The 25,484-nt window shown below is 53.6% G+C and carries 23 protein-coding genes; 16 read left to right on the plus strand and 7 right to left on the minus strand.

What is annotated here, in order from left to right:
- Window positions 1–28: 28 nt before the first annotated feature.
- From fhuA to hrpB, 3 genes are all read right to left on the minus strand, one after another.
- Complete coding sequence (gene fhuA / locus ACOTW6_RS13220) at window positions 29–2,239, minus strand: ferrichrome porin FhuA (RefSeq protein WP_003856244.1); 2,211 nt, start codon at window positions 2,237–2,239, stop codon at window positions 29–31.
- Between the two features lie 237 nt (window positions 2,240–2,476).
- Window positions 2,477–5,002 carry a bifunctional glycosyl transferase/transpeptidase gene (gene mrcB, locus ACOTW6_RS13225; RefSeq protein WP_090279721.1) on the minus strand — a complete coding sequence of 842 codons (2,526 nt, stop codon included), beginning with the start codon at window positions 5,000–5,002 and terminating at the stop codon, window positions 2,477–2,479.
- 203 nt (window positions 5,003–5,205) lie between these two features.
- Entirely contained in the window at window positions 5,206–7,635 is a 2,430-nt protein-coding gene (hrpB, locus tag ACOTW6_RS13230; RefSeq protein WP_213789041.1) for an ATP-dependent helicase HrpB, read from the minus strand.
- A gap of 73 nt (window positions 7,636–7,708) precedes the next feature.
- Between hrpB and thpR the strand changes: the two genes are divergently transcribed.
- The 16 genes from thpR to ACOTW6_RS13310 all read left to right on the plus strand — a co-directional run bounded on the left by thpR (window position 7,709) and on the right by ACOTW6_RS13310 (window position 21,915).
- Complete coding sequence (gene thpR, locus ACOTW6_RS13235; RefSeq protein WP_213789042.1) at window positions 7,709–8,263, plus strand: RNA 2',3'-cyclic phosphodiesterase; 555 nt, start codon at window positions 7,709–7,711, stop codon at window positions 8,261–8,263.
- On the plus strand, window positions 8,253–8,957 hold the full coding sequence (gene sfsA, locus ACOTW6_RS13240; RefSeq protein ID WP_213789043.1) for a DNA/RNA nuclease SfsA: 705 nt from the start codon (window positions 8,253–8,255) through the stop codon (window positions 8,955–8,957). Before thpR ends, sfsA begins: the two co-directional genes overlap by 11 nt.
- Before the next feature lie 176 nt (window positions 8,958–9,133).
- On the plus strand, window positions 9,134–9,589 hold the full coding sequence (gene dksA / locus ACOTW6_RS13245; RefSeq protein WP_001155232.1) for an RNA polymerase-binding protein DksA: 456 nt from the start codon (window positions 9,134–9,136) through the stop codon (window positions 9,587–9,589).
- A gap of 59 nt (window positions 9,590–9,648) precedes the next feature.
- The gene (gene gluQRS, locus ACOTW6_RS13250) at window positions 9,649–10,539 is read left to right on the plus strand and encodes a tRNA glutamyl-Q(34) synthetase GluQRS (RefSeq protein WP_213789044.1); all 891 of its coding nucleotides are present in this window, start codon (window positions 9,649–9,651) and stop codon (window positions 10,537–10,539) included.
- A 42-nt stretch (window positions 10,540–10,581) separates the two neighbouring features.
- Window positions 10,582–11,979, plus strand: coding sequence for a polynucleotide adenylyltransferase PcnB (pcnB, locus tag ACOTW6_RS13255; RefSeq protein ID WP_074135678.1), 1,398 nt, complete (start codon window positions 10,582–10,584; stop codon window positions 11,977–11,979).
- Entirely contained in the window at window positions 11,976–12,455 is a 480-nt protein-coding gene (gene folK / locus ACOTW6_RS13260) for a 2-amino-4-hydroxy-6-hydroxymethyldihydropteridine diphosphokinase (RefSeq protein WP_062932331.1), read from the plus strand. Before pcnB ends, folK begins: the two co-directional genes overlap by 4 nt.
- Window positions 12,456–12,578: 123 nt before the next feature.
- On the plus strand, window positions 12,579–13,370 hold the full coding sequence (gene panB / locus ACOTW6_RS13265) for a 3-methyl-2-oxobutanoate hydroxymethyltransferase (protein ID WP_062932332.1): 792 nt from the start codon (window positions 12,579–12,581) through the stop codon (window positions 13,368–13,370).
- 11 nt (window positions 13,371–13,381) lie between these two features.
- Complete coding sequence (gene panC, locus ACOTW6_RS13270; RefSeq protein WP_003856282.1) at window positions 13,382–14,233, plus strand: pantoate--beta-alanine ligase; 852 nt, start codon at window positions 13,382–13,384, stop codon at window positions 14,231–14,233.
- Window positions 14,234–14,265: 32 nt separating this feature from the next.
- The gene (gene panD / locus ACOTW6_RS13275; RefSeq protein WP_003856284.1) at window positions 14,266–14,646 is read left to right on the plus strand and encodes an aspartate 1-decarboxylase; all 381 of its coding nucleotides are present in this window, start codon (window positions 14,266–14,268) and stop codon (window positions 14,644–14,646) included.
- A 277-nt stretch (window positions 14,647–14,923) separates the two neighbouring features.
- Window positions 14,924–15,529, plus strand: coding sequence for a fimbrial protein (locus tag ACOTW6_RS13280; RefSeq protein WP_062932333.1), 606 nt, complete (start codon window positions 14,924–14,926; stop codon window positions 15,527–15,529).
- Between the two features lie 80 nt (window positions 15,530–15,609).
- Entirely contained in the window at window positions 15,610–16,353 is a 744-nt protein-coding gene (locus ACOTW6_RS13285; RefSeq protein WP_062932334.1) for a fimbrial chaperone, read from the plus strand.
- Window positions 16,354–16,434: 81 nt separating this feature from the next.
- Window positions 16,435–19,026, plus strand: coding sequence for an outer membrane usher protein (locus ACOTW6_RS13290; protein ID WP_121479282.1), 2,592 nt, complete (start codon window positions 16,435–16,437; stop codon window positions 19,024–19,026).
- Window positions 19,027–19,053: 27 nt separating this feature from the next.
- Window positions 19,054–19,626 carry a fimbrial protein gene (locus ACOTW6_RS13295; protein WP_116329835.1) on the plus strand — a complete coding sequence of 191 codons (573 nt, stop codon included), beginning with the start codon at window positions 19,054–19,056 and terminating at the stop codon, window positions 19,624–19,626.
- A 26-nt stretch (window positions 19,627–19,652) separates the two neighbouring features.
- Window positions 19,653–20,216: a fimbrial protein gene (locus ACOTW6_RS13300; RefSeq protein ID WP_062932337.1), complete on the plus strand. Its 564-nt coding sequence runs from the start codon at window positions 19,653–19,655 to the stop codon at window positions 20,214–20,216.
- A 14-nt stretch (window positions 20,217–20,230) separates the two neighbouring features.
- The gene (locus ACOTW6_RS13305; protein WP_062932338.1) at window positions 20,231–20,839 is read left to right on the plus strand and encodes a fimbrial-like protein; all 609 of its coding nucleotides are present in this window, start codon (window positions 20,231–20,233) and stop codon (window positions 20,837–20,839) included.
- Between the two features lie 8 nt (window positions 20,840–20,847).
- Window positions 20,848–21,915, plus strand: a complete 1,068-nt coding sequence (locus ACOTW6_RS13310) for a fimbrial protein StkG (protein ID WP_235143917.1) — start codon at window positions 20,848–20,850, stop codon at window positions 21,913–21,915.
- Window position 21,916: 1 nt separating this feature from the next.
- On the opposite strand, the gene ACOTW6_RS13315 is transcribed toward ACOTW6_RS13310, so the two are convergent.
- From ACOTW6_RS13315 to ACOTW6_RS13330, 4 genes are all read right to left on the minus strand, one after another.
- On the minus strand, window positions 21,917–23,164 hold the full coding sequence (locus ACOTW6_RS13315) for a polysaccharide deacetylase family protein (protein ID WP_213789092.1): 1,248 nt from the start codon (window positions 23,162–23,164) through the stop codon (window positions 21,917–21,919).
- 63 nt (window positions 23,165–23,227) lie between these two features.
- Entirely contained in the window at window positions 23,228–23,668 is a 441-nt protein-coding gene (locus ACOTW6_RS13320; protein WP_015572698.1) for a PTS sugar transporter subunit IIA, read from the minus strand.
- 105 nt (window positions 23,669–23,773) lie between these two features.
- A complete protein-coding gene (locus ACOTW6_RS13325) occupies window positions 23,774–24,544 on the minus strand; it encodes an ABC transporter permease (protein WP_003856297.1) in 771 nt (256 codons plus the stop codon).
- Window positions 24,541–25,467 (minus strand): ABC transporter ATP-binding protein, encoded by a 927-nt coding sequence (locus ACOTW6_RS13330; protein WP_003856300.1) that lies wholly within the window; start codon window positions 25,465–25,467, stop codon window positions 24,541–24,543. Before ACOTW6_RS13330 ends, ACOTW6_RS13325 begins: the two co-directional genes overlap by 4 nt.
- Between the last annotated feature and the right edge of the window lie 17 nt (window positions 25,468–25,484).

Below are 25,484 nucleotides of genomic sequence, written 5' to 3' on the forward strand. Positions count from 1 at the left end.
GGCACGGCGAACCGTGCCCAGAAAGAGGTTAGAAGCGGAAGGTCGCGGTGGCAACAACCTGGCGTCCTGCTCCCCAGTAGCATGCATACTCGCTGTAGCAGCTGGAGACGTATTCACGGTCAAAGATGTTGTTCACGTTGACGCCGACGGAAGAGCCCGGCAGACCGAAGCGCGCCAGATCGTATTTCACGGTCGCATCCGCCAGGGCATAACCCGCGACGTTAAAGGACTCATAGGCTTTAGGCGACGCTGAGGAGTAGTACGTCACCGTGTTACCGATGTAACGCGCGCCCGCACCGACAGTCAGGCCACTCAGCGCCGTCTCGTGGAAGGTGTAATCCGCCCACAGGGATGCCATGTTGCGCGGTACTTCTGCCGGACGACGACCTTCATACCAGGTATCGTGGGTATATTCCGCATCGGTGTAGCTGTAGGCCGCCGTTACGTTCACGTTAGCCGACACCGCCGCTTTCGCTTCCAGCTCAAAGCCACGGGAGCGAATTTCACCGCCCTGCACGCTAAAGCCGCTGGTCGGGTTCGCCGGATCGGCGGTCAGGTTATTGTTCTTGGTCAGCTGGTAGACCGCGGCCGTCACCACAACAGGCAGATCTTTCGGAACATACTTCACGCCCGCTTCATACTGCTTGCCGCGCGCCGGATCGAACGGTTTGCCACCTTGGGTGGTACCAGAGAGCGGCTCAAAGGATTCACTGTAGCTGAAGTATGGGGTGATCCCGTTGTCGAACAGGTAGTTAATCCCCCCGCGCCAGGTAAATGCCTGATCGTTAATTTCCGCGGTGGTCCCGTTATTACGGTTAAAGGCAGACGTTTTCGCAAAGTCATAGCGCCCACCCAGGGTGAGTACCCACTTATCCCATTCCGCCTGATCCTGCGCATAGAGCCCGGTCTGCTCCTGGCGATTGAGCATGGCATACGGGAAGTTCACATTGACGTTCGCATTGCCGTGCTGCGGATTGTTCATGCTGATCGGATCGGCGGTACCGTAGTCAGCATCAATGTCATTGCGCATACGAAGGTAATCCACACCCGTCAGCAGCGTATGGTCAACGGCGCCGGTCGCGAATTTCGACTGGAGCTGTGTATCAACCGTGAACGAGTTGAGGTCTTCATCTGAGCGCACGTACGCGCGGCTGATCTGGGCCGGGGCGATATAGCCGTTACCGTAAACTGAACGGTAAAGCGTGTTGATTTTGGTATAACGCAGGTTCTGACGCACGGTGAAGGTGTCGTTGAATTCATGCGCGAAGCTGTAACCCACCATTTTCTGACGACGGGAGATCTTATTGTCTTCATCGCCTTCGTTGAAATCGGTCGGCAGTTTGTGCGCTTTTCCGTTAGCATCATAGTAAGGCACAACGGTACCTTCACGCGGCAGCCAGCCGTAGTAACCCGCATCCGGATCGCTCTGGAAGTTGCTCAGGAAAGTGAAATCGGTTTTATCATCAGGACGCCAGCTGAAAGACGGCGCAATCGCGTAACGAGTAGACTTCACCATTTCCTGCTGCGCGTTTTCACTGCGCCCCAGACCGGTCAGACGGTAGGACCACACGCCGTCATCGTCAATCGCGTCGCTGAAATCAAACCCGGTCTGCCAGAGATTATCCGTCCCCATTTTGAACTGAATTTCTTTCAACGGTTCCGTGGTTGGACGCTTGCTGACCATACTCACCACCCCACCCGGGTGGCTTTTGCCATACAGTACGGACGTCGGGCCACGCAGCAGCTCTACGCGCTCAAGGAAGTACGGGTCCATGGACGCTTCAGAGTAGTTGTCTCCCTGCAACTTCATACCATCCAGATACTGGTTGGTATTCACGGTGCTGGAGGTCGTGAAACCACGAATCGAAACCACATCGTAAGTTGTTGATGCGCCGCGCGTTGCGAAAACGCTTGGGGTATAGGCCAGCGCCTGTTTAACCGTTCCCGGCTGTTTCATGTCCATCTCTTCACGTGTCACCACGGAAATGGACTGCGGGGTTTTCTCGATCGGTGTATCGGTTTTCGTCGCCGTTGCAGTGCGCTTCGCTGCAATCGTCGGTGCAGGACCCCAGGCACTTTCCTGCGCTGCCGGTGCGGCAGTCACGGTGATGGTTTCTTCTTTCTTGGGGGTTTCAGCGGCCTGTGCGTAAGCAGACATGCCGGCAACCGCTGTGGCTACGACGACTGCGAGTTTACGCAGCGACGTGTTAATTGGCTGAGCAGTATTGGAAAGCGCCATGATGGATCTCTGATGGAAAAGTGAATGATAACGTAAACGAGAATTATTATTATGACCGCAGAATAATATGCGAAACGCTGACGGCATAGCAAGCGATATGCGGCCCTACAAGAATTGAGGGTTTAAGAAATAATCAACGGAAAACGGGTCGTTAATAAGGATTGAAAACAGGGTTAAGGAAATGAGTTACTGAGGTGAAAAAAATACCCCCTTCCTGAGAAGGGGGTATCAGTAGGGTTAGTTCCCGCCGAACATATCCTTGATCCAGCCGGCGACGCCATCGCTGTCTTTCTTCTCTTCCTGCTGCTGCGGCTGTTGCTGCTGCGGCTGCTGAGGTTGAGAAGACTGATCGAACGGGTTACCTGTCGGTTCTTCTGGCTGGCTTTGCTGGCACAGCGCATCCGGGTTGGTCGTCCAGACCGGCAGCGTACGCACGCCACCGCCGCAAATGAAGTTACCCGAGCTGTCCACGCCCATATCGACGATATCTTCCGGGGCAACGAGGTTCAGCGGCACCGGAGACTGATTCGCGAGGTAGCGCTGGTAAATCGACATCGCCCCGCTCGCCCCGTAAAGTTTGGTCGGCTGGTTATTATCGCGACCCACCCAGGTGATCACCACTTCACGGCCATCAATACCGGCGAACCAGGTATCCACGTTGTTGTTGGTGGTCCCGGTTTTACCTGCCAGATGCAGGCCCGGATACTTCGCCCCCAGCTGACGGCCCGTACCACGCTGAACAACCTGCTGCATGGTCCACAGCGTCATATAGGCCGCCTGCGCCGGAACAGCGCGCTCAGCCTGCGGGAAGCTCTGATACAGCACGGAACCATCTTCGGCAATCACCGAACGCAGAGCGGAGAGCGGCGCTCGGTTACCGCCGCTGGCGATGGTCTGGAACGCCTGCGCCACTTCGATTGGCGTCAGGTTAAGCGCCCCCAGGATCATGGCCGGAACAGGGTGCAGCTGATCTTTCGGTACGCCCAGCTTCTGCCAGGTGTCGGTGATGGCTGGCAGGCCCAGCGCCATCCCGAGGTTAACCGTTGGCACGTTCATCGAGCGGGTTAACGCATCCACCAGCATCACCTGACCGCTGAACTGTCTGTCATCGTTCTGCGGTGACCATACCTGGCCGTTAGGCTGGCGCAGGGAAATTGGCGCATCGGCAATCCAGGTATTCAGGCGATAAAGATTCGGCTGGCTCAGCGCGGTCAGATAGGTCGCCGGTTTTGCCAGTGAACCAATCGAACGACGCGCCTGCATGGCACGGTTATAGCCCGCAAACTGCGGCTCAGCACCGCCCACCATGGCACGAACTTCGCCGGTGTTACGGTCAACCACTACCATCGCAGTTTCCAGATCGCTCAGCTTACGCTGCTTTTTCAGCGCCGGAATACCTTCTACCGCCGCTTTTTCTGCGGCATCCTGCGCCACGGAGTCGAAGGTGGTAAAGATTTTCACGCCGGAGAGATCTTTCACTTTATCTCCGAGCTTAGACTGCAACTCCTGACGTACCATCTGCATAAACGCAGGCTGCGGAGAGATCACCCCACCGCGCGGCTGAACGCCCAGCGGACGCGCGCTCAGCATGTCGTACAGCTCCTGGTCAATCACCTGCTGTTGTTGCAGCAGACGCAGCACCAGGTTACGACGCTCCAGCGCCAGTTTCGGGTTACGCCACGGGTTGTAGATCGACGCGCCTTTCACCATGCCCACCAGCAGCGCCTGCTGGTCAAGGCTCAGCTCTTCTACCGGACGACCAAAGTAGTACAGGCTCGCCAGCGGGAAGCCGCGGATCTCGTTATCGCCGCTCTGACCGAGGTACACCTCGTTCATGTACAGTTCAAGGATACGATCCTTGCTGTAGCGCGCATCCATCAGCACGGCCATGTACGCTTCGTTGGCTTTACGCCAGTAAGAGCGCTCGCTGGAGAGGAACAGGTTTTTCACCAGCTGCTGGGTCAGGGTACTTGCCCCCTGCACCGTACGCCCGGCGGTCAGGTTCGCCAGTACCGCACGCCCAATGGAATAAAGGCTTATACCGTCGTGCTCGTAGAAGTGGCGGTCTTCAGTTGCCAGCAGGGTATCCACCAGCAGATCCGGGAAGCCGTTACGCGCCACGAACAGGCGCTGTTCGCCGTTTGCGGACGACAGCATGGTGATGAGACGCGGATCGAGACGGAAGAAACCGAACTGGCGATCGTTATCCATGTTCTCAATGGTTTCCAGACGATCGCCGTCAAAGGTCAGACGCGCGCGCACCTGCCCTTCTTTACTGTCCGGGAAGTCGAACGGACGGCGGATCATCTCAATGCTTTTCGCCTGGACGGTAAACTCACCCGGACGGGTCATTTTCGTGACCTGACGATACTGCGTGGCTTGCAGCAGCTTCACCATCTCGTTCTTGCTGATGGACATGTCCGGCTCAAGGTTCACCATGCGGCCGTACACTGCCGCAGGCAATTGCCAGACTTTCCCGTCGATACGGCTGCGGATCTTCTGATCCAGATAAACGCCGTAAATCGCGATCAGGACAACAAAAACAATGAACAGCTTCAGCAGCAGCCAGAACCAGCCGCGCTTCCCACGAGGCTTACGCCCTTTGCCTTTCCCTTTACGCGGCATCGGTTCTTCATCCTCATAATCGTCTTCATAGTCATCGTCATACTCCTCATCTCTGAGGCGACGACGGCTTACCTTTTCTTTCGCCGGACGCGTCGGCTTTCCCTTACGTCCTATTGGCTCGCGGTCATTCCCCGCCATGCTTTTTCTCCGCAACATTCAGGCGCAAAGGCCAGATTTTCTTATCTTGCACAGGTCAGTGAAAGAAGAAATCTCTCAAAATAAACAGCAAGACTTTCCTGTCAGGAAAGTCTTTAGTGTTTTCTCCCTCTCCCCGTGGGAGAGGGCCGGGGTGAGGGCATCAGGCCGCACAATCCAGGCCGCACTCCCCTCTTTCACCTTACTCACGAATACTTCTTCGTGCGCCGTGTCGGCGCGGTATTCGCCGGATCGTCCGGCCAGACATGTTTGGGATACCGCCCCTTCATCTCTTTTTGCACTTCACGGTAGCTCCCCGCCCAGAACGCCCCCAGGTCGCGGGTGATCTGCAACGGTCGGTGCGCCGGGGACAGCAGTTCAAGCACCAGAGAAACGCGCCCTTCTGCAATGGACGGCGTGGTAGCCTCACCAAACATCTCCTGCATCCGAACCGCCAGAGCCGGCGGATTATCCTCATGATAACGAATGGCAATCCGGCTCCCGGTTGGCACAGTGTAATGCCCTGGCAGTTCACTATCCAGACGTTGACGTAACGACCAGTCCAGTAAATTCTGTAACGCTGCCTTAACATCAAGCGCCTTCAGGGCGCGCAGCGAGTGTACACCGCTCATCTGCGGCAACAGCCACTGTTCAAGCGTCGCGAGCAGCGTCTCATCATCCACCGCTGGCCACCCCTGTTCCGGCAGCCACTTCGCGGCGCAGTGCAGACGTATACGATATTGTTCGGCCTCAGGCGTCCAGTTCAGTACGCTCAGCCCTTTTTCCCGAATGCCGTTCAGCATCGCCTGGTGTAACTCTTCTTCCGACGGCTTCGCCAGCGGTTTCGTCCCGAGCGTCAGTTTACCAATCTGGCTACGACGGAACGCCTTCAGCGTGCCCTGGGCATCATCCCATTCCACGATGTCAGATTGCTGAAGCAGCTGAGGGCAGGCACGCGTCAGAGCGTCAATATCCACGGCAACCGCCTGTAAAATGCGCGCGTCCGGGGAGTGACTACCCTGGAGTAAGAGCGGCGCAATCAGCCATTCATGGCGCGTCAGGGCGTCATCGCTGTCCAGCATCGCGCCCATCCCATTTGCCAGCTGATAGCGACCATCCAGCCCGCGACGGCGCGCAATTCTGTCCGGGAAGGCCTGGGCCAGCAGAGGGATAACTTTATCGCTGTCAGGCGATCCTCCCCGGCTCTTCAGGCGGTGACACAGCTGCTGCGCGCGCTGTTGCCAGTTTCCCTGATGGCGTGAAAAGGCCTGTCCCAGATCGCTGCTGCCACCGCGCGGCGGCTCCTCAAGAATAGCCGCCAGTTTTGCCGCCGTGGCAATTTCATCGTCGCCCTGTGCTGCCACCAGCATTGCCGCCAGACGCGGATCGTTGCCCAGCGCCGCCATTTTCTGACCGTGCGCCGTCAGTCGCTCGCCTTCCAGCGCGCCAAGCTGGGTCAGCAGGCTGCGCGCGGCGGAAAGGTTGACGACAGGCGGAGGATTAAGCCAGGTGAGCTGGTCAGGGTCCGGGCAGCCCCACTGCATCAGATCCATCACCAGCCCGGAGAGATCGCTTTGTAAAATCTCAGGCGTGCTCTGCAATGCCGCACGCTCCGCCTGCTCGGCGCTGGTTAAATGCAGGCAAATACCCGGCTCAAGACGCCCTGCTCGCCCTGCGCGCTGCACCATCGAGGCCTGGCTGATGCGCTGCGTCAGTAGCCTAGTCAGCCCGGTACGCGGATCAAAACTGGCCACCCTCTCCTGCGTACTGTCCACTACCAGGCGAATGCCTTCGATGGTCAAACTGGTTTCCGCGATATTGGTCGCCAGCACCACTTTGCGCTGCCCCGCCGGTGCGGGAAGGATCGCCTTGCGCTGGTCAGCCAATGGCAGCGCGCCGTAGAGCGGGCACAGCATAACGTCACTGTTCACCCGGGATGCCAGTTGCTCCTGTACGCGCTGGATTTCGCCTGCGCCGGGTAAAAACAGCAGCAGCGAGCCGGGCTCCTGACGGAGCAATTCGGCGGTGGCGATGGCAACCGCTTCGTCAAAACGCTGATGGGCAGGCAGCGGCTGATACCGGCGCTCGACCGGGAACGCACGCCCTTCAGAGGCGATCATCGGCGCATCAGGGAGCGTCTGCCGGAGCCGCTCGTTATCCAGCGTCGCCGACATAATCAGCAGCCGAAGGTCGTCGCGCAGCCCCTGCTGAACGTCGAGCAGCAGCGCAAGGGCCAGATCGGCCTGGAGGCTGCGCTCGTGAAATTCATCAAGGATCACCAGCCCGACGCCGGTCAGCTCCGGATCGTTTTGCAGCATACGGGTGAGAATGCCTTCGGTGACCACCTCCAGCCGCGTGGATGGTCCAACGCAGGTTTCGGCGCGCATCCGGTACCCTACCGTCTCGCCCGGTTTTTCATCCAGCAGTTCCGCCAGGCGCTGCGCCACATTGCGCGCCGCCAGCCTGCGCGGCTCCAGCAGGATAATTTTCCCGCTGATGCTCCCCTCACGCAGAATTTGCAGGGGCAGCCAGGTGGATTTACCCGCCCCGGTGGGCGCGCTGAGCAAAACCTGTGGCGCATGTTCTAAGGCTGCGAGTAGCTCAGGAAGGACGACGGCGACGGGCAAAGAGGACACTTACGGCTCCAGAGGGTTAACATTAATCGGCGTACATTGTAGCATCGGCGCATATCATTACCGAGTCTTGCGCATGTCTGAGTCAAAACGGCTATTCTTCGCCATTGAATTACCCACCACGCTTCAACGGCAGATTGTTCGCTGGCGCGCCAGCCACTTCCCCACGGAAGCGGGCCGCCCCGTCGCCGCCGCCAATATGCACCTGACGTTAGCCTTTCTTGGTGAAGTAAGCGCTGAAAAACAGCGCGCGTTGAGCGCAATGGCCGGACGCATTTCTCAGCCGGGGTTTACGCTGCATCTTGACGATGCCGGGCAATGGCTGCGCTCTCGGGTGGTCTGGCTGGGGACGCGGCAGCCCCCTCGCGGACTGCTACAGCTCGCCAACATGCTGCGGGCGCAGGCCGCGCGCAGCGGCTGTTATCAGAGCCCGCAGCCGTTTCATCCCCACATTACCCTGCTGCGCGATGCGGGTCAGGCCGTTGCCATCCCGCCACCGGGTTTTCACTGGTCCTTTCAGGTGAATGAATTTGCACTGTACGAATCTGCCTTTGTACAAGGACGCACCCGCTATACTCCGCTCCAGCGCTGGACGCTGGGCGACACGTTAAGGAATCCTGATGAAGTTTAGCCCTGCACTCCAGCCCGCCACGCTGATCCAGCGTTACAAACGCTTTCTCGCTGACGTGAGCACCCCTGAGGGCAAAACGCTCACGCTGCACTGCCCTAACACCGGCGCCATGACCGGTTGCGCCACGCCGGGTGACACGGTCTGGTATTCCACATCAGAAAATACTAAACGCAAATATCCCCATACCTGGGAAATGACCGAGACGCAAAACGGGGCATTTATTTGCGTGAATACCCTGCGCGCAAATCAGCTGGTTAAGGAAGCCCTGACAAATGGGATCCTTCCTGAACTGGTGGGTTACGGCACGCAAAAAAGCGAAGTGAAATATGGCGATGAAGGCAGCAGAATTGATTTCATGTTACAGGCGGAAGACCGCCCTGAGTGCTATATTGAAGTGAAATCAGTGACGTTAGCGGAACAGGAAAACGGCTTCTTTCCGGATGCGGTAACGCTACGTGGCCAGAAGCATCTGCGAGAGCTAATGAGTGTAGCGGCGGCGGGCAAGCGCGCCGTGTTGCTGTTTGCGGTTCTGCATTCAGCCATTGAACGGTTTTCCCCGGCCCGTCATATTGATCCTAAATACGCGCAATTGTTGAATGAGGCACAAAAGCAGGGGGTAGAGATTTTCGCTTATAAAGCGGAACTTTCTGCCGATAATATGACTCTGAGATCCTCTCTTCCCATTGTCTTATAAGGGATTAGACGATTGACTAATAAGTGTTCTGGCCGCGTGCGCAAATACGCTTTTCCTCACAGGGTTGTCAAGTGTTACGTTTAGATAATTGCCATACGGAAAAGCATCTGCTATTTATAGCGACCTGATTTTTCCCCCAACACGGGGATCGATAGTGCGTGTTAAGGAGAAGCAACATGCAAGAAGGGCAAAACCGTAAAACATCGTCCCTGAGTATTCTCGCCATCGCTGGGGTGGAGCCGTATCAAGAGAAGCCGGGCGAAGAGTATATGAACGAAGCCCAGCTGTCGCACTTCAAGCGTATTCTTGAAGCATGGCGTAATCAACTCAGGGATGAAGTCGATCGCACCGTTACACATATGCAGGATGAAGCTGCTAACTTCCCGGACCCGGTTGACCGTGCCGCTCAGGAAGAAGAGTTCAGCCTCGAACTGCGTAACCGTGACCGCGAGCGCAAACTGATCAAAAAGATCGAAAAAACGCTGAAGAAGGTCGAGGACGAAGATTTTGGCTACTGCGAATCCTGCGGTGTTGAAATCGGTATTCGTCGCCTGGAAGCGCGTCCAACAGCCGATCTGTGCATCGACTGTAAAACGCTGGCAGAAATCCGCGAAAAACAGATGGCTGGCTAACGCCTGCCCTCTCACTACTCTGCTAAGGCGGGAGTCTCTCCCGCCTTGTTACCGTTGATATGTCTGAATCTCACTATATCGGGCGCTTTGCGCCATCTCCCTCCGGTGAATTACACTTCGGCTCATTAATTGCCGCGCTTGGCAGCTACCTACAGGCTCGCGCCCGTCAGGGTCAATGGCTGGTCCGCATTGAAGATATCGATCCTCCGCGTGAAGTTCCCGGTGCAGCAGAAACTATTCTGCGTCAGCTGGAACATTACGGTCTTCACTGGGACGACGACGTACTCTGGCAGTCTCAACGCCATGATGCCTACCGTGAACGTCTGGCGTGGCTTGCTGAACAGGGGCTTTCCTATAACTGCACCTGCACGCGGGCGCGTATTCAGAGCGTAGGTGGCGTTTACGACGGCCACTGCCGTACGCGGCACAACGGTCCTGAGAATGCCGCTGTACGGCTAATACAGCGTTCTCCGGTGACGCAGTTTACCGACGTTCTCTCAGGAATAATTCAGGCGGATGAGCGCCTGGCGCGTGAAGATTTTATTATTCACCGTCGTGATGGTTTGTTTGCCTATAACCTGGCGGTGGTTGTCGATGACCATTTCCAGGGCGTCACGGAAATCGTGCGCGGGGCGGATCTGGTTGAGCCTACCGTGCGGCAAATATCGCTTTACCAGCAGTTTGGCTGGGCGGTGCCGGATTACATCCATCTGCCGCTGGCGGTCAATGAACAGGGAAATAAGCTGTCAAAACAGAATCATGCCCCGGCGCTGCCTGACGGCGATCCGCGCCCGGTTTTGATCGACGCGCTGCGATTTCTCAACCAGAATGTAACGCAGGAATGGCAGGATCTGAGTCTGGATGAATTGCTGAAAACAGCCATTGCTGACTGGACGCTTATGGCCGTGCCAAAAATCCAGCATTCTCAAATGCGTTGCGCTGAGCTATGATTAGCCGCTTTTTTGATAACAAAACACACTACGAGGTGTACTATTTTTACCCGAGTCGCTAATTTTTGCCGTAAAGTGCTGAGCCGCGAAGAGAGCATGGCGAACGACGCTATTGCACAGCCACACATGTCGGTCATTCCGCGTGAGCAGCACAATATTTCCCGCAAAGATATCAGTGAAAATGCCCTCAAGGTGCTCTATCGTCTGAATAAAGCAGGCTACGAGGCCTATCTCGTCGGCGGCGGGGTGCGCGATTTACTGCTGGGAAAAAAACCAAAAGATTTCGACGTGACGACCAGCGCCACGCCTGAGCAGGTGCGTAAATTATTCCGCAACTGCCGTCTGGTTGGCCGCCGTTTCCGTCTGGCGCACGTGATGTTTGGACCGGAGATTATTGAAGTGGCGACCTTCCGCGGTCACCACGAAGCGGGCGTTAACGATCGCACGACTTCCCAGCGCGGCCAAAACGGTATGCTGCTGCGCGACAACATCTTCGGCTCTATTGAAGAAGATGCTCAGCGTCGCGATTTCACCATCAACAGCCTTTACTACAGCGTGGCGGATTTTACCGTGCGCGATTACGTCGGCGGTATGCAGGATCTGAAAGACGGTCTGATTCGCCTGATCGGTACGCCGGAAACGCGCTATCGCGAAGATCCGGTCCGAATGCTGCGCGCCGTGCGTTTCGCCGCCAAGCTGAACATGCGTATCAGCCCGGAAACCGCAGAGCCGATCCCGCGTCTGGCGACGCTGATTAACGACGTGCCCCCTGCCCGTCTGTTTGAGGAGTCGTTAAAGCTGCTCCAGGCAGGCTACGGGTTTGAAACCTACAACCTGCTGCGTGAATACAACCTGTTCCAGCCGCTGTTCCCGACCATTACCCGCTACTTCACCGAAAACGGTGACAGCGCAATGGAGCGGATAATTGCGCAGGTGCTGAAGAACACCGATACCCGTATTCATAACGATATGCGCGTGAATCCGGCGTTCCTGTTCGCGGCCATGTTCTGGTATCCGCTGCTGGAAACGGCGCAGCGCATTACCCAGGAGAGCGGTCTCGCCTATTATGATGCGTTCGCGCTGGCGGCAAACGACGTGCTGGACGAAGGCTGTCGCACGCTGGCGATCCCGAAACGTATTACCACGCTGGTGCGTGATATCTGGCAGCTTCAGCTGCGTATGTCCCGCCGTCAGGGTAAACGCGCCTGGAAGCTGATGGAGCATCCTAAGTTCCGCGCCGCGTTCGATCTGCTCTCTCTGCGTGCTGAAGTTGAACGGAACCCGGAGCTACAGCGCCTGACGCAGTGGTGGGGCGAGTTTCAGGTTTCTGCGCCACCGGAGCAGAAAGATATGCTTACGGATCTCGATGATGAGCCAGCACCGCGCCGCCGTCACCGTCGCCCGCGCAAGCGCGCACCGCGTCGTGAAGGCACGGCATGACCCTTGCGTATATCGCCATCGGCAGCAATCAGGCCTCTCCGCTGGAGCAGGTTAACGCTGCCGTGCAGGCCCTGGGAGAGATCCCCCAAAGCCGCATTGTCGCGCTGTCCTCATTTTACCGTACGCCGCCGCTCGGCCCACAGGATCAGCCTGATTATCTGAACGCCGCCGTGGTGCTGGAAACGACCCTTGACGCTGAAACGCTGCTGGATAATACCCAGCGTATTGAGCTACAGCAGGGTCGCGTCCGCAAAGCCGAACGCTGGGGACCGCGCACGCTCGATCTCGATATTATGCTTTTCGGTCACGAGGTGATTAACACCGAACGCCTCACCGTTCCGCATTACGACATGAAAAACCGCGGGTTTATGCTCTGGCCGCTGTTTGAAGTCGCGCCCGATCTCACCTTCCCTGACGGCGCCTCGCTGCACGCCGTTCTGCACAATCTCAACGCGGTTAAACCGGCCCGCTGGTAATCCCGCCTCCGCATCGATTAACCATTCATTATTTGCGGTTAATCGATTACCTAAAATCATTGTTCCCTCGAATGTTACTGTTAGAATGCGCAAAGATTCGCTTTTGGGCCATCAGGAAACAGTATGAAACCAACCACCATCTCCTTATTGCAGAAATGCAAACAGGAAAAAAAACGCTTCGCCACTATCACCGCGTATGACTACAGCTTCGCAAAACTGTTTGCCGAAGAAGGGATCAACGTCATGCTGGTCGGGGACTCGTTAGGGATGACGGTACAAGGACATGATTCCACTCTGCCGGTCACGGTCGAGGATATTGCTTACCATACCCGCGCCGTGCGCCGGGGTGCCCCCGCCTGCCTGCTGCTTTCCGATCTGCCGTTTATGGCGTATGCCACCCCGGAACGAGCCTTCGAAAATGCGGCGACAGTGATGCGCGCCGGCGCCAATATGGTCAAAATCGAAGGCGGCGCCTGGCTGGTCGATACGGTGAAAATGCTCACCGACCGCGCGGTGCCGGTTTGTGGTCATTTGGGGCTGACGCCGCAGTCTGTCAACATCTTTGGCGGATATAAGGTGCAGGGCCGAGGCGATGCGGCGCAGACGTTGTTTGATGATGCCGTGGCGCTGGAAGCCGCAGGCGCGCAGCTGCTGGTGCTGGAGTGTGTGCCGGTTGAGCTGGCTAAGCGTATCACTGAGGCGCTGTCGATTCCGGTGATCGGCATCGGCGCGGGCAACGTCACCGACGGCCAGATACTGGTCATGCACGACGCCTTCGGGATCACCGGCGGCCACATTCCAAAATTTGCAAAAAATTTCCTGACAGAAGCAGGCGACATGCGAGCTGCTGTGCGGCAGTATATTGCCGAAGTTGAGTCCGGCGTTTATCCGGGCGAAGAACACAGTTTCCATTAAGGAGTCCAGGTGTGCTAATCATAGAAACTCTGCCGCTGCTGCGTCAGCATATTCGTCGGGCGCGTCAGGAAGGTAAACGTATCGCCCTTGTTCCAACCATGGGCAACCTGCACGACGGCCATATGAAGCTGGTCGATGAAGCGAGAGCCCGGGCAGATATCGTGGTGGTCAGTATCTTCGTTAACCCGATGCAGTTCGATCGCGAAGACGATCTGGCGCGCTATCCACGTACCTTGCAGGAAGATTGCGAGAAGCTCAAAAAACGTCATGCGGATATCGTTTTCGCACCGGCACCCGCAGATGTGTATCCCCAGGGCACCACTGAATCGACCTACGTCGACGTGCCAGGTATTTCGACCATGCTGGAGGGCGCCAGCCGCCCGGGCCATTTCCGTGGCGTCTCCACCATCGTCAGTAAGCTGTTTAACCTGGTGCAGCCGGACATCGCCTGCTTTGGCGAGAAAGATTTCCAGCAGCTGGCGCTGATCCGCAAGATGGTCGCGGATATGGGTTACGACATCGAGATCGTCGGCGTACCGATTGTGCGTGCGAAAGATGGCCTGGCGCTCAGTTCCCGTAACGGCTATCTGACCGCCGAACAACGTAAAATTGCGCCGGGCTTAAGCAAAGTCATGAATACCATGGCAGAGCAACTGCTGGCAAAAGAGTTAACAGCAGAAGAGATCATCGCCCTGGCTGAACAGGCGCTGAACGAGAAAGGTCTTCGTGCTGACGACGTTCAAATTCGGGATGCCGATACGCTTCTGGCACTTACAGAGACCAGCAAACGTGCGGTAATTCTGGTGGCGGCATGGCTCGGCCAGGCCCGCCTTATCGATAACAAAGTGGTTGAGCTGGCGTAGTTTTTCTACCCGGAAGATGAAAGGTAAACGTAATGATTCGCAAAATGCTGCAAGGTAAGCTTCACCGTGTGAAAGTCACTCAGGCCGACCTGCATTATGAAGGCTCCTGCGCCATCGACCAGGATTTTCTCGACGCGGCAGGTATTCTCGAAAACGAAGCCATTGATATCTGGAACGTTAATAACGGCAAACGCTTCTCTACCTACGCGATTGCCGCTGAGCGCGGGTCCAAAATCATCTCCGTCAACGGGGCGGCGGCGCACTGCGCTGACGTGGGCGATATCGTGATTATCGCCAGCTTTGTCATGATGTCTGACGAAGAAGCGCGCCGCTGGCAGCCTAAAGTGGCCTACTTTGAAGGCGACAACGAGATGAAACGTACTGCGAAAGCCATTCCGGTACAGGTGGCCTGATAATATTTATCCCATGACCCATTCCTGCGTATTTATTAAATGAATGGGTCATTAAAATGCATTTATTTAATTAATATCCAAACTCTCCCCGATTCACCAGACAAACCCATCACATTGATAAAAAATAATTTTAAATTTACTAAAGCATTCATTTAGTTTAAATCACGCACAACATCTATATTTCATTGAAATTAACAATATAATTCGCCACGAAATTTAATTTCAAATAAAAGCTTTACGGGCATTTATTATTTACTCAACGAATATGGATATTGAAATGATTTCTAAAAAATATGGTTTGGCAATTGCAATGGCAAGCGTTCTGGCTGCGGGTTCAGCAGTAGCAGCAGATGACACGGGCACCATCACTTTCCACGGCATGGTTTCTAACAATACTTGCCAGGTCTCCCTTGACCAGAAAATCGATCAAAACGGTAACGATTTTGACGTAACCCTGGACACCGTATTTGTACGTGATTTTGCAACCGCACTGGGTACCACCAGCACCCTGGGTGAAAAGAAATTCACCCTTTCTCTGACCGGTTGTGATACCGCAACTGCGAAAAGAGCGTCTGCCCAGTTCTCTTCATGGGCGGGTTCTTCTTCTACAGAAGGCGGTCTGCTGGTGCCACCAAGCAATGCACAGGGTTCTGCTAAGAACGTTAACCTGGTGCTGTCAAACGACGGTAACTCAGCTACCGATCAGATTAAAATTGACCAGACCAACAACACTCAGAAAGCAACTATTGATGCAACTTCTGGCGCAGGAAACCTGTACTACCGCGTAGCCTACACCCAAGGTCAGGGCTGGGATGCAACAAACAACCCAGTAGCTGCTGGTACCGTGCAGGCACAGGTTGCCTTCACCATGATTTACGAATAAGAGATTCGTAAACTTTAAATTAAGCAATCCTTCATGATAAATGAGGGATTGCTTGTGTAATTCCAAAAGGAAGTGGAAAAATGTCTCATTCAATCTTCATTAAAAGTTTTAAAGCCGCATTGCTCGCAACTGCTTTTTTGGCCGCATCGAATGCTAGTGCGGACATTGTTATTTCCGGCACCCGTATTATCTACCCACAGTCATCGAAGGATGTCGTCGTTAATCTCGATAACCATGGAACCAAACCGCTTTTGGTTCAAACCTGGCTTGATGATGGGCGTGATGGCGTAAACCCGGAAGAGTTGAAGCTTCCTTTTATCATTACCCCTCCGGTATCCCGTATTGACCCGAAAAAAGGCCAATCCGTACGTATTACCTACACAGGTACACCTTTACCACAGGATCGTGAATCGCTTTTCTGGTTCAATGTCCTGGAGATTCCGCCAAAATCAAAAGCTGCAAATAAAGAGAATCTTAACCAGCTTCAGCTGGCATTCAGAACGCGTATTAAATTCTTTTACCGACCAGACGGGTTAAAAGGCTCGGCAGGTGAAGCCGCTGAGCATTTGACATGGACGCAGAAAAAAGAGGGGAACGCAGTTAAGCTTGTTGCCCATAATAACTCACCCTATAACGTCTCCGTTTCGGCGGTAACCATTAAAGCCAGTCAAAAAACATACGACGTTGATCATAAGGCCGTTCCACCGTTTAGTGATACCACAATGACGGTGAAAGGTTTAGCTTCTGCCGTAAATGGTAAAGTCGAGTTTGATACCATTAATGACTATGGCGGCACAGACCATCACGAAGCTGGACTTAAATAGAGCACCCTTTAATACACATAATAATTGATAGCATTAACTCTGTAGAGAGCACCCTCTCTACACTGATTAAGTGGATGTGCCATGTTATTTAAACGTTCTCTTTTATGTCTTGCGATAAGCGCAGCATTACCTTTTTATGCTTGCGCAGAAAATATCACGCCAGCACAAGATCTGCCTGATAATGAAGAAGAGGTCGAGTTTAACGATCAATTTCTTTTAAATGGCAGCGCTAATATTGATATTAATCGTTTTTCACATGGCAACCCGGTTTTACCGGGGACCTATCGCACTAAGATCAACCTGAACGGTAAACTGAAGTCTACCGTGGAGGTCACGTTTAAAGATAACGGAACACCTCGTGCGACACCGTGCATAACAAAACTGCTGCTGTCACAATCGGGTGTCGACACCAGCACATTGCCTGACGGACCGGAAGACGATGAAACCTGCGTCGATATTAAAAAAACCTTCCCTGGCGCTACGGTTAGCTATGACAGTGGCAAGCAGGCAATGGATTTTAATTTTCCGCAGATTTATGTGCTGAAACGCCCGGCAGGCTATGTCGATCCATCGTTGTGGGATAACGGGATCCCTGCCGCTCTGCTCTCTTATGACATGAACGGCTGGCGTAGCGAGAGCAACGGCAGTACATCAGAAAGTGCATATGTAGGGTTACGCTATGGTCTGAATATGGGGCCATGGCGCCTGCGCTCGCGTGGCAATTTTAACTGGGACAAAGATAGCGGCACAAAATACTCCAGTCAGGATGTCTATTTGCAGCGCGATTTTACACCATTGAGCGCCCAGTTTGTCATCGGCGACTCTTACACGCGTGGCGAGGCATTTAACTCTATGAGCCTGCGCGGCGCACGCATGTACAGTGACGATCGCATGCTGCCAATGGGGTCCACCGGCTACGCTCCTGTCATCCGGGGTGTCGCGAACAGTAACGCGAAGGTCAGCGTCACGCAGAGCGGCAATAAGATTTATGAAACCTCGGTGCCACCAGGCGCGTTTGAAATAAACGACCTGAGTACCACAGGTTACGGAAATGATTTACTGGTAACGATTGAAGAAGCGGACGGCAGCAAACGCTCCTTTACCGTACCCTTTTCATCCGTTACCCAGATGCTCCGTCCGGGAGCCTCTCGCTGGGACGTCGGTTTAGGTGAATTAAATGACGATTCACTGATTGATGCGCCTAAAGTGGGTTACGGTACCCTTTACTATGGCCTGAATAATACGTTCACGGGTTATATTGGCGCACAATATACCGATATGGGTTTTTATGCCGGTATCCTCGGCGTGGCAATGAATACCCCTGTTGGTGCGTTTGCATTCGACGTTACGCAATCATATGCAGATATTGAGGGGCTGGATAAATTAAGCGGTCAAAGTTATCGTTTAACGTACAGTAAAATGATTGAGTCGACGAATACTTCCTTTAACGTTGCGGCTTATCGTTTCTCGACGGAAGACTACCTGACGCTTAACGATGCGGCGCAACTTCAGGACAGTATTAAGCACCAGAAATACTCAAACCGTAGCTATGACTCAAACGAAGCGTTATATGCAGACTATCAGCGCACCAAAAATCAGGTGCAAATTAGTCTTAACCAACCGCTAACATCCGGAGAGGACAATTATGGCTCCCTGTATGTAAGCGGCACCTGGCAGGATTACTGGAACGCTACGGGCTCAACTTCCAATTATAATATTGGGTATAACAATAGCTTCACCTACGGCAGCTACAGCCTGTCATTACAGCGAACCTATGATCAGAACGGCAAGAAAGACGACAGCGTTTATTTAAGCCTGAGCATTCCATTAAGTGTATTCTCAAAAGATAGAGGGAATTCTGGTGGATTCTCGAACATCAACATGGGATTACGTTCCGACCTTAAAGGCGGCACAAGCTTTAACACGTCCGCGGGTGGAAATACGCAAGATAATAAGGTGAGTTATTCCGTTAGCGCCTCGTCAAACAGCGGTAATTATGGTGACCTGAATCAGATAAGCGGCTACAGGTCCTATAACAGTGAATATGGCCCGCTGGGTTTATCTGCCTCTTTTGGCGATGACAACAGTAAGCAATATTCTGCCTCCTATAGCGGTGGCATGGTATTGCATTCAGGAGGCATCGCATTTGCGCCAGGGAGTATTGGTGACAACGATGCGCTGGCACTGGTCAAAGCGAGTGGCGCGAAAGGCGCCGGTATTGGCTTTGGTAACAGCGAAATAGGCAGTTCCGGCTATGGCATTCTGCCTTATATGTCCGCCTACCGTGAAAACCGCGTATACCTTGATATCAGCACGCTGGAAAACGATGTTGAAATTAAAAACACCAGTGAAATTACGGTTCCCCGCAGTGGTTCCGTCGTGCTGGTTGATTTTGCAACCGATGAAGGTCGTTCATTAATTTTAGAACTTAAGCGCACCGATAACGGATTTATTCCTTTAGGCGCTGATGTTTTAAATGAAAAAAAAGAATCAATTGGCACCGTGGGGCAGGCGGGGCAAGCCTATGTCCGCGGCGTTGAAGATGAAGGCACGCTTCATGTTGTCTGGGGAAGCGATAAAGACAGTAAGTGTGACGTGCATTATAACGTCTCATCACATGCTCAAAAAGTAGGACTTACAACGGTACTCAGCAATCAAGTGTGCCAGATGTAATTATTCGGGAAAATAACGAGAGTTTGTATGAAAAAAAATCTTTATAGCCTGCCAGTCGTTGCCATGATGATGCTGGCGTTATCAGGTTCGGCGCTCGCCGAGGGCACGAATCTCGATGTTAATTTCACGGCTAATATCCGTGAAACCACTTGTGATATGAAACTGGTTGGTGGTGAGGGTTCCGATACTCAGCAAACGCTGAAAATCGGTGGCGGTCAGGTGCGCCTTGACGAGGTAAAAGCCGGAACCGCAAAAGCCAATTTCAAAATCGCGATGGTTGAATGTCCATCATCCCTGACTGGATTGAAAACGACGGTTAAGGGAACCAAATCAGGTGATCTGGCCTCGGGGCTTGCTAACAGTATAGCAAAAGCCAGCGGAGGCGCAGATTACTCCGCTGTTGAAATTGCCAGAGCCGATACACCAAATTCCCCGTTTATTATTAACTCAACCGTGGATACGGAGCGCTTAATCTGGACTACAACAGAAATCCAGAATAAAGAAGTGGCCTTAGTCGCAACATTACGTGAAACCAAAGCAAATAACATGACCATTGGTGATTTTCAAACCACGGCGACTTTTGAGTTTACCTACGAGTAATTGGTGCAGGAAAACGGAGCAACATCATGAAATTTAAAACAACTTTTATCGCCCTGTCCGTTTCTGCCACTCTGTTCTCTGGAATGGCAGGTGCAGCCATTACGGGTACCAGTAGTGTCCAGATGGACTTTCAAACAAAGGTCATACCGGGTACCTGTACCGCAAAAGTGGTTAACGGAGCAGGTGCAGAATCTAGTGAAATTGCGTTTGGCGACGTATACAAATCTGACCTGGTAAACAAAACCCGCGTCGAGCCCCTCAAAATTACCCTCACCAACTGCTCTGGGGTAGAAAAGGCAACGGTATCTGCTGCATCCGGCGCTGGCGGAGGATGTTCTGGAGGTGACGAAACTGGTGATTCCTATGCAGCTGGTTTAGCAACAGGCTTCGAAATCTGGTCCGGTACTGTCGATACAGGTGTGCTGATGAGTTGCTATACACCCCCGTCGCCTCAGGAAGTCAGGATTACTAACGGCACAGGCGAGTTCCCCATGAACTCACGCATCGTTATCGCCAAAGGTAGAGACATTAGCAAGGTGGGTACAGGTGCGGTTAGTGCGCCAGTGACGTTTACTGTCGCCTATCAATAATTCCAGGAACCATCATGCAACAATCACCGTTTAATTTACACCAGCCGGGTCTTGCGTTGCTTATCGGTCTGGCTGGTAGCACTCTGCCTGACATATGCCAGGCAGGTTCAGGTGTGGATGTAAACCTGACAGCAAATATTGTTAATAATACCTGTCGGCTAAGCGTCGAAAACGGCGGCGAGATCTATTTGCCGACCGTGGCTCGAGACTGGTTTTATAACAGCGACAAGAGCGATCGTCTAACGCCAACCGATGATGAAGCTGGAACGCCTTTTACCATCCACGTAGATGACTGCTACGCGAGCAGTACAGAAGGCGCAACGATTAACAAACTGAAATTTAGTTTTGCTCCGCAAAATGGTTTCTGGAGTAATCACAACCAGGTCTTTAAAAACGATGCCACAGCCGGTGCGGCTGAAAATGTGGGTATCGTTATTTTTTCAGATGCGTTCAAAACTAATGTCCTGAACAGCAACGGGACATCAAACATTATTTACGATGTCAGTGGAAGTAGTGAGAACTATATAAAGGATTATGGATTTCACGCACGTTACCAGAACATTGGCGCTGTCACCAGCGGCACGGTGGTGAGTAGCGTTCTGGTGAATGTGAGCTACGAATAAAAGGATTTATGATGAAGAAACTACTGAATATATTAGTATTCGTGATGCTCGGAATTTCTGGCGCAACGCATGCGGAGTGTAAATTTTACGCGGGCAATGACAGTGTATTAATTATGTCTCCGGGTACTCAGCCGGTGATTACTCCTCTGCCTGTTGGCACGGTAACCACCCCAACGCAGATCAGTACCACGATCACGATGGAAACTACCCCGACATTAAAATCGCATTGTGCAGGCGGTAATGATGGTTCAGATGTTTATCAGTTAACCGATAGCACGATGCTGGCAGGGGCGATCGATGGCAAAGCGATGTTTCGCACAAACATTCCAGGGATCTATTACACACTTGCTTTCTTCCCGGATGGTAATGCCGTAACAGCGTGGTTCCCTGAAAATCAGGGCTTTTTTTACAAAACTGCTGACGGTAAGCCATTGGCTTTTAGTGAGAAAAACTGGCATGTTCGTATGGAATTTTGGCAGACAAATGGCTTCACCGGTGTGCCCCTTGATGAGAACTTCCTGACTGCAAGCAGCGGTCCAATCGGACAAATTATCATCGGAGATCCGCATGAGGAGAGCACATATGACCATCCACGTCCCTATGTGAATATGTCTCAGATGTCATTTAATTTTCCCTTAAACCGTCCAACGTGTGCATTACGTGCGCCCACAACGGTAAACCTTGGTGACTGGTATCCCGCAGAAGTCGAAAACGGGAATACCAGCAAAGTCGAGTTCCATGTTACGGGTACATGTGTAAATACAACCGCTGTTTACTATACGTTATCCTCCACACATACCACCGCAGATAAAAAATATTTTACCAATACCGTCGAGAATGCAGGTGGTGTTACTGCGGCAGGAGGCGTCGGCGTCATGATTATGGATTCTGAAAATGATCATTACCCCGTGCCGGCAGACAGTTACCAACGTGTCATTGCTATAGGAGAGATTGTTGGGGATCCTGTTAGTATTATTGACAGATCACTTTGGGCCAGGCTGATCAAAACCGGTAGCGATCCGGTAACCGTCGGTGTTTTCGGCACCACCGTGACCATTCAGACCACGTACGAATAACCTACCCCTGCGGCTGATTACTGATCAGCCGCGACATGGTCTCCAGCGAATCCGTCCTTAAGATATACAGACGTTTCAGTAAGAACGGATTATCCCCCGGCTTCACCTTCCCTTTCACCGTGGTCACCGCCAGATGAAACCCCGCATCGTTCGCCGCCTTAATCGCTTTATTGTCGTACCCGCCAAACGGGTATGAAACATACAGCACGCGCGGGTTGAACTGCGCCAGTGCACGCCGTGAGCGTTCAAAATCGAACAGGATCACGTGATAGCTGCGGCTCAATAAAATGGGGTGTTTATATCCATCCACGCGATGCAGGAAGTGCGTGTGAGACTGAATGTCGAACACATCCTGAATGGCCTTAATTTCCTGAACGCTCATAAACTGTAGCGATCGGGGATCCCACTTCTGAGGGTGGCCTTTGATGCGGGATGAGATAATAAACGCCGTCGCGTTGAAGCCATACTGTTTCAGCACCGGATACGCGTAGCGGCTCACCGATTTCAGGCCATCATCAAAGGTGATTACCACCGCTTTCGCGGGCAAGTTCATCTTGTTACGCACGTACCCTTCAAGCTGGTACATCGTCAGCGTGGTATAGCCTTGATCGCGTAACCAGGCCATCTGATTATTAAACGCACGTACGCTGGTCGTCGTGGAGGTATGTCGAAAACGGGTGTTCTCTTCATCACGCAGGATATGGTGGTAGGTCAGAACCGGCAGTCCGTTATCTTCCTGTGCATCCAGGCTACTGATCCACGCCAGACGATTGCCGATGCGGATCTGAAACCAGGTCTGGTTCAGGCGGTCTTTCAGCTTATTCAGAATCGGATAGCGAAGATTGGCGCTTAAGGTGCCAAAGGGCGCGCTTCCGCTGCTGGGGGCGTTATACACCGGCGTGTCTTTCCAGGTGATGAGGTTTTGATTGCTGAGCGGCTTGTTCAGATCGCCCAGGCTATCCTCGACGCGTTGCTTACCCTGCACTTTTTCCAGGTGCTCTTTATCAATAAACCCCGTACCGAATCCGAAACGAAATTCATAGTAATCCGCCGCGGCCGGAAAGACGGCGAGGATCTGCCCGGCGCGAACATTGCCCACGTTCACGACGGCATTTCCCACCTGCGCCCAGATGGCCGCATCTTCAGTGGTTTGCATATATTGAGCAGGAAGGCCTTGCTCACTGGTCAGGCTGGCAGACGCACCACCGGAAACCAGCAGCAGAAGGATAAAGATAACGCGCATGAGCATGGGATATAAATCGATACGGAAAATCAGCCGCCATTGTAGCAAAAGCGACATCAATACCAATGTTTAATGCTTATACAGATCGTGAAGCAGAACGAAAGGCGGATTCTTCTGCTGCTGGTGCCACAGACTGCTCACGCCCGGCGAGCCCTGCGCCACAATGGCGTGACGAAACTCAGCGCTGCTCAACGTTGCGCGCAGCGGATACATCGCTTCGAGTAAAGGCAGGCTGATACCGGAGATCACTTCACAGTTATCATGCTTATGGCTCATTAACGCCGCTGAACGGTAAGGCGCCGCGCCCGATCTGTCGGTGAGAAAAATCACGCCATCACCGGTGTCGGTTTCATGCAGCGCGTCGCACATCATCCGGCTGAGCATATTGGTACTTAGCCCTCGCCAGTAATTTACCGCACGACATTGCGCCAGAGGGCCAAATCGGGCCTCCAGCTTCAGGAGCATTTCCTGTGCCTCTTCATCGTGGCAGGTGATAACCCATCCCAGCATAACGTCTCTCCTTAGCAGGCGAGTAGTTTATCCAGGTGAAGGTTAGTTTACGGTGATAACTGTCAAAGAAAGTGCCCGGCAAACAGAACGTCGCCGGGCAGAAGGTTAGCTACGCAGCCCACGTCCACGCTGGATCAGATACCAGCACAGCAGATAGAACGCCACGATAAATACCACCAGCACCACAACGGTGGTGAACAGCGGGACATCGGTAATGCCGAGGAAACCAAAGCGGAAGCCGCTGATCATATAGACAATCGGGTTCAGGTGCGACAGCGCCTGCCAGAACGGCGGCAGCAGCGTCAGGGAGTAAAACACCCCGCCCAGATAGGTTAGCGGCGTCAGCACGAAGGTCGGGATCAGGCTGATGTCATCAAACGTTTTGGCGAACACGGCGTTCAGCAAACCGGCCAGTGAGAACAGGATCGCCGTCAGCAATAACGTGAGCGCCACGAACAGCCACGAGTGCACCTGGAACGGTACGAAGAACAACGAAATTGCCGTCACCAGAATACCCACGCACAGCCCGCGCGCCACGCCGCCGCCCACGTAACCGGCGATAATGACATGCGTCGGCACTGGCGCCACCAGCAGCTCTTCAATGTTGCGCTGGAACTTGGCGCTGAAGAATGAGGACGCCACGTTCGCGTAAGCGTTGGTGATCACCGCCATCATGATCAGGCCCGGCACGATAAACTGCATATAGGTAAAACCGTGCATCTCACCAATGCGGGAGCCAATCAGGTTGCCGAAAATGATGAAGTAGAGCGTCATGGTGATCACCGGCGGCACCAGGGTTTGCACCCAGATACGCATAAAGCGGTTAATCTCTTTCGCCCAGATGCTTTTCAGCGCGACCCAGTAAAGATGCGTCATGCCTTGTCTCCTTGTTTATCGTGCACCAGAGAGACAAACAGCTCTTCCAGTCGGTTCGCTTTGTTACGCATACTTAACACCTGAATGCCCTGCGCGCTCAGCTGGGAGAACACGCTGTTGATCCCCTGCTCGCGCAGCACTTCTACCTCCAGCGTCGAGGTATCGACCAGGCGATAGTTATACCCCTCCAGCTTCGGCAGGGCGCTTTTCGCCGCCAGATCGAGGATAAAGGTCTCTGATTTCAGCTTGGAGAGCAGATTCTTCATCGAGGTGTTTTCCACCAGCTCGCCGTGCTGAATGATGCCGATATTGCGGCACAGCATCTCCGCCTCTTCCAGGTAGTGTGTGGTCAGGATGATGGTGGTGCCTTTGTCGTTCAGATCCTTCAGGAAGCCCCACATGGAACGACGCAGTTCAATATCTACCCCAGCGGTCGGTTCATCGAGGATGAGCAGCTTTGGCTCGTGCATCAGCGCGCGAGCAATCATCAGACGGCGCTTCATCCCTCCGGACAACATCCGCGCGCGCTCGTTACGCTTCTCCCACAGGTCAAGCTGTTTGAGATACTTTTCGCTGCGCTCAAGCGCCTCTTTGCGCTCAACGCCATAGTAACCCGCCTGGTTAACAACAATCTGCTGCACCGTCTCAAACGGGTTGAAGTTGAACTCCTGCGGCACCAGCCCCAGCTGGCGCTTGGCGTTGACCACGTCTTTTTGCAGATCGTAGCCAAACACGCTGACGCGGCCAGAGGTTTTGTTGACCAGCGAGCTGATGATCCCGATGGTGGTGGATTTCCCCGCCCCGTTCGGCCCCAGAAGCGCGTAGAAATCTCCCGCTTCGACTTTAAGATCTATCCCGCGCAGCGCCTGAACGCCCCCCGGGTAGGTTTTTTTGAGCTGTTCAAGCTCCAGTGCAATCGCCATGAATTCAACTTACCTTA

The organism is Enterobacter cloacae complex sp. IR5403, assembly GCF_049238705.1.
GTDB lineage: Bacteria > Pseudomonadota > Gammaproteobacteria > Enterobacterales > Enterobacteriaceae > Enterobacter > Enterobacter hormaechei_C.